Origin of the sequence: Paenibacillus oryzae (assembly GCF_001675045.1) — a bacterium.
Taxonomy (GTDB): Bacteria; Bacillota; Bacilli; order Paenibacillales; family Paenibacillaceae; genus Pristimantibacillus; species Pristimantibacillus oryzae.
Map to the genome: position 1 here is coordinate 95,095 of NZ_LYPA01000056.1, position 7,159 is coordinate 102,253.

At 53.3% G+C, this 7,159-nt stretch carries 5 protein-coding genes; 1 reads left to right on the top strand and 4 read right to left on the bottom strand.

All coding sequences use genetic code 11. The features are described from left to right. Nucleotides 1-8 precede the first annotated feature (8 nt). The 4 genes from A7K91_RS12935 to A7K91_RS12950 all read right to left on the bottom strand — a co-directional run bounded on the left by A7K91_RS12935 (nucleotide 9) and on the right by A7K91_RS12950 (nucleotide 4,583). Complete coding sequence (locus A7K91_RS12935) at nucleotides 9-1,022, bottom strand: sugar kinase (protein WP_082967443.1); 1,014 nt, start codon at nucleotides 1,020-1,022, stop codon at nucleotides 9-11. Beyond that, on the bottom strand, nucleotides 1,015-1,770 hold the full coding sequence (gene dagF / locus A7K91_RS12940) for a 2-dehydro-3-deoxy-phosphogluconate aldolase (protein ID WP_068683310.1): 756 nt from the start codon (nucleotides 1,768-1,770) through the stop codon (nucleotides 1,015-1,017). The genes A7K91_RS12935 and dagF overlap by 8 nt, the downstream gene beginning before the upstream one ends. Before the next feature lie 631 nt (nucleotides 1,771-2,401). Next, nucleotides 2,402-3,505: a DgaE family pyridoxal phosphate-dependent ammonia lyase gene (locus A7K91_RS12945; protein ID WP_068683312.1), complete on the bottom strand. Its 1,104-nt coding sequence runs from the start codon at nucleotides 3,503-3,505 to the stop codon at nucleotides 2,402-2,404. After that, entirely contained in the window at nucleotides 3,483-4,583 is a 1,101-nt protein-coding gene (locus A7K91_RS12950) for an amidohydrolase/deacetylase family metallohydrolase (RefSeq protein ID WP_068683314.1), read from the bottom strand. Before A7K91_RS12950 ends, A7K91_RS12945 begins: the two co-directional genes overlap by 23 nt. A 130-nt stretch (nucleotides 4,584-4,713) precedes the next feature. Between A7K91_RS12950 and A7K91_RS12955 the strand changes: the two genes are divergently transcribed. Then, entirely contained in the window at nucleotides 4,714-7,071 is a 2,358-nt protein-coding gene (locus tag A7K91_RS12955) for a helix-turn-helix domain-containing protein (protein WP_082967444.1), read from the top strand. Nucleotides 7,072-7,159: the final 88 nt, after the last annotated feature.

The window sequence follows — 7,159 nt, forward strand, 5'->3', positions numbered from 1 at the left end:
AACGTCCCCTACCTTTCTACGTCTCCAGTCTCACAGCTCATCGCTTTAACAATTTCCTCGCGGCTCGACATTGGCGTATCGCCCGGAAAAGTATGGGCAAGCCTGGCAGCGGAGCTGGCAAACTCCACTATCTGCTCCGGCGCAAGCTCCCTGAGAAGACCGTCCATAATACCACTGGCGTATGCGTCTCCCGCCCCGACGCGGTCATAAACGAGGAAGCTACGCTCCTTGCCCCATACAAGCCGGTTGCCGTTATAAAGAAAACCTTTGAGGCAATGCGTGTTATCGCCGTTCACCCGGCGGTGCGTGCCGGCAATTGCCCGGATGTTATATTGCTTCGCCACTGCCGGAATTAACTCCTCCAATTGCTCCTCCCGGCTCGTCCGGGCCGTAGACATGCCCAATACGCCAATCGCGTCCTTTTCGTTCATCAATACAATATCCGCCAGCCCGAGAAGCTGCTGAAAATATGGCTTCGCCCGTTCATAACCGTTTTCACCCCAAAGCGAAGGGCGGTAATTACAATCAAAAACGATTGTTTTCCCTTGGCGCCTGGCCTCTCCCGCCAGCCGCAGCATATTGTCTCGTACCCGGTCGTTCATCGCCAACGCAATCCCGCAAAAATGAATGACGTCCGCGTCCGCAACCGCCGCTTCAAGCTGCTCATCCGAAAATTCGGCCGTATTAAAGCTGCTTCCCTGACGGTCATTGTACGTTACTTTGCTGGCTCGCGCGCCAAAGCCTTTTTCCAGCACGTACATACCAATATATTGCCCGGAGCGCTTGATATGCCGTGTCGACAAGCCCAGCCTCCGCAAATTGGCAAAGGCCGCTTCCCCAAGCGAATTATCGGGCAATGCGGACAGCAGAAAAACATCATGACCATACCTGGACATGGCCGACAGCACATTTACGCCGCTGCCGGAAAAGGAATACGCCAGCCGGTTTTCCTGCGCCAGCGTGCTGTAGCCGGGAACCTCCAGCCGCATCATCACTTCGCCAAAGGCCGCGATTCTACTCATATTTGTCTACCAGCCGGCGCAGCTCCGCATACAGCTCACGAACCTGTCCGGGGCGCGTATCGCCTGTTTCCTTGTCGATAATGGAGGTATACACATGCGGAATAACCTGCGGAACCCCCGCCGCCAAAGCAATTTCAAGTATTTTCGAGAAGTTTTGGAGATCGATTCCGCCTGTTGGCTCCAATGCAAAACCCGCTTTGCCGCATGCTTCGGCCACGGCGCGGTATTCCTCCTCGCAAGCAAGTCCTTGCATTGGGAAATATTTGAGGGCGTTGCCGCCCATGTCGCGCACCAGCGCAATTGCCGCTTCTACCGGCACAATTGCTTTTTGCTCCAGCTGAGCGCTATACACGCCCGTCGATATATTGACATAGCCAGGTTTGCCGCAGGGCGAAACCAGCGCGTTGATCCAGCCGTCCCGCTCGCCCAGGTTGGCGCGTGTCGCCCCCACGGCGGGGAAAATCTGATTGATATGCGCGCCTTCGTATTGACGGACGATTTCGGCAACAACGGCAGCCTGGCGGTTATCGCCTGCGCCAAGACCGATCGACACTGCGTCCTCTATTTGAGCTCCGTAAGCCGTCATCGCTTCCGCGGCTTCATCGGCGCTGTTATAATTTTTGGACAGCACCCCCACCACGACATGGCCCTCCGCCGCCTCAAAAATCTGCACTGCGTTTTCCATCGTACCGGTCAGCACGTTAAGCGCCGCTCTATTTTTGTACAGCCTTTTTTCCATTCTAGACATGCATTGCCCCTCCTGCGTTTGTTTATTTAGCGTGTTATGTTATGTGACTTGTTCTATCATTTGGCGGTCATTCATGACCGTTACAGCCTGAAATAGCTGGATTTTTCTTGAGCAACGGTCACCCGTGTCCTTTACAGCTCCAAAACGGCGCTTACGGGCCGAATTTAGAGGAGCTACGGACGTTTATGTCCATTACAAACTGAATTACCGTCAAAAGTAGCTTGTAACGGTCATCTTTGTCCGCAACAGAAGATGAGTCCGTCGCAATTAGAGCTACAGGACTCTTGGGCTCACTGCTCACGGGCTCTTAGGCTATTGAGCTATTGAGCTATTGAACTATTGAGTTATTGAGCTATTGAACTTTTGAGGTTTTGAGCTTTTGAGTTCTTGAGTTCTTGAGTTCTTGAGTTCTTGAGTTCTTGAGTTCTTGAGCTTTTGAGTTCTTGAGTTCTTGAGCTTTTGAGTTCTTGGGCTCTTGGACTCTTGGACTCTTGGACTCTTGGACTCTTGGACTCTTGGGCTCACGGGCTCTTAGGCTATTGAACTATTGAGTTTTTGAGCTATTGAGCTATTGAGCTTTAAACTCTTCAGCTCTTCAGCTTTTCAGCTCTAATGCATTTCAGCTCGTAAGCTATTCGCCGCCGGCTATTTGCCGGATTCGGCCGATAATAATGTCCAGATCGTCGCCCTTGAGCGAGCGGGGATCAAGATCGAAGTAGCCTTGGCGGACGCCGTAATCCCGGGTATAAACCGCAATGTATCCCTCTCGGAGCTGATCGTTCGCCTCCGCCGCCGTAACGCCTGCCGCAGCGTGATCAAAGGTTATCCGTCCCCGGTAAATAGCCCTCCCCGCCTCGTCCTGCACAATGGAGACCGAAATGCCGGGAAGCTCCCCCAGTACTTTCAACCGTTCCAGCTCCCGCTTCTCCTCCTCGCTTTTGTCCGCTTTGACAACGTATTCGTCAAGCGCGGCCAGCAAGCCAAATACCGACTCCTTGCCCACCTTCATACTGCGTCCGATACCGTGCAATTGCGTGCGCACCCAGCTCACAAACGGCTCGCGCCCGGCCACAATGCCGGAGGTTGGCCCCTCGATCGCCTTCGAGCCGCTGTAAATGCATAAATCCGCCAGCTTGACATAGCTGTGGATGTCCTCCTCGGCCGCCGCATCCACTATTAACGGAATGCCGTTGCGCTGCGCGACCTTTGCCGCCTCCTTTACGCCAATCATGTTTTTTTGGACGCAATGATGCGATTTGACAAACAGGATAGCCGCCGTCCGCTCTCCAATTGCCTGCTCCAGATGCTCCGCTCGTCCTTCATTGGCGTAACCGGCCTCAATCAGCCGGCCTCCGCCCAAATAAACCATTGTTTCCACCGGCGCTCCATATTGAACATTATGGCCCTTGAACATAATAATTTCGTTTTTCAAAATAGGCTCCTGATGCAGCCTCAAGCTGGCGCGTTCATTCCCCTTGGTCACGACAGCCGCAACGGACAACGCGATTCCGCTGGAGGCCGAATTGACAACAACGGCTCCTTCCGCACCCATTATATCGGCGATATATTCGCCGGAGCGCTTGACGAGCTCGCTCATTTCCACGTAGTTCTGTCCGCCTTGCTTCATGGCCTCCATGACGTAGTCCGTTGGCGCGGATACGCCAAGAATGCTCATGCGCCCGCTTGCGTTTACAACCCGTTTAAGCCCGTATTTAGATTGCAATGTATTGCCCATTAACGGCAACTCCCTCCGGTTTAATATGCCTTGTTCCCATGCGGATTTCGCCTTCGGAATCGGTCAGCTCCACCTGCCGGGAATGAATACAAAAAACAGTCAAATTCGCAAGATCGCCAACCTGTAGCCTCCCCAGCTCCGGTTTTCCCAGCCAATGCGCGGGCCTGCTTGTCACCCGCTCTATCGTTTCCTCCAGCGAATAGCCAAGCTGCAAAAATTTGTCCAGCGTATGCGCCATGCTTATTACCGGTCCGTTCCTCCGATTGCCCCGGTACATGTCCGTACTGATGGTATCCGGCGTAATGCCAAAAGCTAGGGCGCGCTCCGCCACCTTAAACGAAAAACTCGCCGTTCCGTGCCCCACATCCAGCAAAACGCCCCTATCAAGAGCTTCCGAGAGTGCAGGAATCGGCTTGCCTTGAATGTCGAAAAGGCCGTTTGCCTTGCCGTTAAACGCATGCGTAATTATATCCCCGCCCCTCAAATGGGGCAAAATATCGTTGATCGCGGGCGGCCCCGAGCCGATATGCACCATAAGGGGCAGGTTCAGGCGGTTGGCGAACCGGCGGGCAAGGCCAAGCGGAGCAAGCCCCTGCTCCTTCACTACGCTGCTGCTTATTCGCGCCTTCAAGCCAACAACAAATTCGGCATAGCGCTCCGCCGCATCCATTAGCCGGTTCTCGTCCAGCCATTCCAGGCTGGACAATTCGTCGGTTCGCGTCAGCCCGATATGCGAAATATTCAGCAGCGCAAGCACATTTGTTTTGGCGGAACGGCTTCGTTCCAGCAAACCTCCGATCCGGTCGGCTCCGCAGCTGCCCGCGTCGACAACCGTTGTCGTGCCTTGCAATACGCCTACCTCGTCGATTTCGTCGCCGTAAGGGTTCAAATCGGCATCGGCATGCACATGCAAATCAATCCATCCGCTGGAGACATAAGCGCCTTTCCCGTCTATCCGAGGGTCTGCGATATCTGGCGGCAGATCGGCTCCAATATGGACGATAATTCCGTTTTTCACCGCAATAGCCGTGCTTTCGCCGCTTGTCAGCCTGACATGCTGCAATACAAAATCCTTCACTCCATCCCTGCTCCTCTCATTGTCACATCAGCTGGAGTTGCCATTTTCAAAAACAGCTTAACACAATCTAGCATTAAAATAAATATAACGTTATAATGTTTAAGTACTCAGATGAAAGAGAGGCGTTTTCGTGCAGCCATACAAAACAACCGGTAGCCTTCTGCTTCAAGGCATTCGCAAAAATTGGAATCAATACAAGTCCAGACTGCTGATCAAATACGTGGTCTCTTACATTGTTATTTTTCTGGTTCCGCTTACAGGCGTAACCCTGTTCATCTACGAAAATACCGCCTACAATTTGCGGCAGGAAATCGAACGGTCCAATCTGAACCAGCTGACCCAGGTCAAAATGACGATCGACGGACATATGTCGGATCTCTACGAAATCGCCAGCCGCATTTCCTACGACGCCAACCTGACGCCGTATATGATGGGCGATCCTTACCGCAGCCGCGAGGGCATCAACGCGCTCGCAAGCTATACGGCCAATAGCAGCATCGTGGAGCAATTGTTTCTCCATTACCGCTCACGGGATGAAATTTACTCCTACGAAGGCATGACCCGTCCCGCCACTCTTTTTAAACGGGTTTACCGCTATCAGCACTGGAGCAGCGCCGACCTGTTGAAAGCGCTTAATGAGTCCGATGTACCGCTCATTCGCCCGGCCGAGCCCGTTAGTATCTATTCCAGGGAAGAATCGCTGCTTACGCTGCTGATTCCGATCAAGCCCAACGATCCGTACCCCTACGGCTCCGTTATGTTTTTGCTGAAGGAAGGCAAGCTGACCGGGCTGATGGATACCATTTTGAACCAGTTTAAGGGAAACAGCTATATTTTCTCCTCCACCGGAGATATTTTGACCTCCAACACAAACGGCGCGTCGCTCTCCGGGGAATCACTAAACGCCATTGCGGGGCTTGAGACGGGCATTCACAGCGTACGGCTGGACGGCGAAGAGCAATCCGTCGTCATCGTCAAATCTACGGAAAACGGCTGGAGCTACGCCACCACCATGCCAAGCTATCAATTTTTCGAAAAGGTTGCGCATATTCAGACGCTGATTACGCTTGTTTTCGCTATCGCCACCCTTACCGGCGTTATTGCGGCGATTATTTTGGCAAGACGCCAATATTACCCTATCAAAAACTTGATCGACTTTGCCCGCCTTCAAACCGGAAGCCGGGACGAAGCCCATCATGTCCGCAACGAGTGGGAATGGATTACCCAAACCGTACGGGATTATAAAGCGCGCATCCATTGGCAAACGCCTTTTGTCCGCAATCAATGCCTGATGCTTCTTCTGAAGCATGGCAAGCCGGACGATCCCGAAATCGAACGCATGATCAAGGAAACGGGACTGGAGCCGCCGGATGCCGGAAGCGCCTATTTCTCAGCCGTTTTGACATGGGACCACCCCGAATCCGGTGATGAAGAAGGAAGCCGCGATCACGGACTTCAGCTTGAATCGCTCGGCCAGCTTGCGTTTCCGGAGCTTCATGCCCAGGTATATGGCGTCGAGTTTCCGGTTCAGCAGCGTTTTGCACTAATGGTGCTGCTGCCGGAGCAAACCCCGGAACGGCAGGAGGAAACGGTGCGCAAGCTATTCCAGGGCATTCAGGCGCTCCTGCTGGAGCAAACGAATACGCTGCCCCATATCGGGGTTGGCTCGATTTATCCAGACCTGTCCCATATCAATCAGTCCTTTATTGAAGCCTCCACCGCTCTGGATTACCACAAGCCAGGCGCTCCGGGCATCACCTATTTTGATCAGCTTCAGCATGCGCAAAGCATATCCAAGGAAACGTTCTGGCTGTCGCGCAAAAGCATTCTCAAGCTGGAGCAAAGCTTGAAGCAGGGCAATGAGTCGCTGGCGCAATCCATGATCTCCGGTATGCTGAACGAGATCAAGCAGGAATCGCTGCCCGTTCCCATGCTCCGGCTGATATGCTTCGATATGCTCAACACCATTCTAAGGACCGCCGCCGAATCCGGCATGACCGATGTGTTTAGCCGGGTACCCGCGCTAGCCTCCTTTGACACGCTGGAGGAATTCGAGGGCAAGCTGGCGCTGCTGGCAGGCGAGGTTGGCAAGCAGGTCAAGCATCAGACCGAAATCAGCCAGCCTTCCCTGATCGACGATCTGGTGTCATACGTCGACCAGAATTACGCCGACTACACGCTGAGCCTGGAGCATGTCGCGCTGCGTTTTTCGGTTTCGGCCTCTTATCTCAGCCGGAGCTTCAAGGACAAAACCGGCATGAATTTTACGGCATACATTTGGCTGCTCCGCATGAACGAGGTCAAGCGTCTGCTCCTGACCACCAGCGAGCCGCTGCAAATCATCATCGAACGCGTCGGCTATCTGGATGCGCCAAACTTTATCCGCAAGTTCAAGAAGGAAACCGGACTGACGCCGGGCCAATACCGCAAGCAGCATGAGCACGACGTCTCCGCTGGTGATGCTGACAACCCGCAAGCAGCAAGATAAACGCATTAAACCAGCTAATACTTTGTCAATAGGCTGTTTTATTGGATAACGGTTTTTGGTATACTAAATTTGACGTATGACAAATAAA

Bases quoted from the DNA above. Each gene is read 5' to 3' on its own strand.
- A7K91_RS12935 (WP_082967443.1), bottom strand. From the start codon at position 1,022: ATGAGTAGAATCGCGGCCTTTGGCGAAGTGATGATGCGGCTGGAGGTT.
- dagF (WP_068683310.1), bottom strand. From the start codon at position 1,770: ATGTCTAGAATGGAAAAAAGGCTGTACAAAAATAGAGCGGCGCTTAAC.
- A7K91_RS12945 (WP_068683312.1), bottom strand. From the start codon at position 3,505: ATGGGCAATACATTGCAATCTAAATACGGGCTTAAACGGGTTGTAAAC.